This is a genomic window from Endozoicomonas ascidiicola (assembly GCF_001646945.1).
In the GTDB taxonomy this organism is placed as follows: Bacteria; Pseudomonadota; Gammaproteobacteria; order Pseudomonadales; family Endozoicomonadaceae; genus Endozoicomonas; species Endozoicomonas ascidiicola.
In genome coordinates this window covers 503,763-505,089 of the sequence record NZ_LUTV01000001.1, presented here as the reverse complement: position 1 = coordinate 505,089, position 1,327 = coordinate 503,763, and the positions used below count along the sequence as shown (strand labels likewise).

The 1,327-nt window shown below is 43.6% G+C and carries 1 protein-coding gene; it reads left to right on the top strand.

The features are described 5' to 3' along the window. Positions 1-1,327: ShET2/EspL2 family type III secretion system effector toxin (locus tag AKL11_RS01855; RefSeq protein ID WP_172807226.1), on the top strand; the 1,327-nt coding region annotated here is incomplete at both ends.

The following is a 1,327-nucleotide window of genomic DNA, read 5'->3' as shown; positions in this document are numbered from 1 at the left end:
GCGAAAAGTCACTTCAACAGAAAATATCACTTCTGGTTTAAAGCGCTTAAAGTACGATCAATCCATTCCTTCAAAACCCTTAATTGACCGAAAAGTTGAGCAATTGGAAAAGGAAGCGACACCCCGTRAGTRCTCACTGCGTACGCCACAAGAAGAGGGTGCTAAAAAAAAGCCTATAAAAATTTTARGTTATTACTCAAAGGGAAAGCMGCKGKACCTTAATCTTCTGGCGGAAAGTGCAAAAGATAAGAAGTTAATCGCATGCAGGCATCTGGCTGAAGCCCGTGCCCGAGGGGTCATTGGTACCAAAAAATCAGGAAAAGGTACCAAAAAATCAGGAAAATATTCGTCAGTCAGTAGCGTTAAACAATTAAGCGAACACACACACATTAAAACCGATGATGAATTGAAAGAAACGACCTTTCTAGGTTATAAGAAAGCCCAAGAAAATTATTACTTTGATCAAAACGGATTAGGAGCGGTAGTGCAGGCGGCGATAACGCATCAAAAGAATAGAGGTTATTATCAAAAAATGTACTATTTGACATCATTGAGCCATGCCATGACGCTGGAGATGATTTGGTCTGATGATCATGATGAGGTTAAATTGAATTTTTATGACCCTGGGGACACAGTAAGGGAGCGCCGTATAATCGCATCTTCCTTCGATGCTTTGAAGTATTTGACACTGGACGATTTAATACCTGATAAGGCAAATGTTGATATCTACTTTCCAGAACGCCCGCTTGCGGGTGTTTTGACAAGCCCAGAGATTGAAAGCGAACCGGGTAGCGCTTTTACTGTGAATGAATCTAAGCTATCACCTGCGCTGTTGTATTTATTACTTAAAAATGGCACTTTTGGATCGGATAGTTCAGCTAAGGATGTTGAAAATTCCATTAATAAGATAATGACTGGCGATCATTTGACTCCTAAGGATAAAAAAGAACTGCTGGCAGCCAAGCACCCAGACGGTACTCCCGGATTTCATGCGACACTGGGATATGGACACGCTGAAGCGGTCCAACCCTTTGTAGCAGCCATACTTCCCAGCAATCTGAGTCCTGAGGATAAACACGAACTGCTGGCAGGCAAGGATCAAAACGGTACTCCCGGCCTCTACGTCGCACTGCAAAATGGACACACTGAAACGGTCAAAGCCTTTGTAGAGGCAATATCATCCAGCGAGAAGCTGTCTCCTGAGCATAAAAAAGAACTGCTGGCAGCCAAGCGCCAAAACGGCCTTCCCGGCTTTCAAGTGTCACTGCTGAAAGGACACACTGAAACGGTCAAAGCCTTTGTAGAAGCCATATTATCCAGCGAGCTG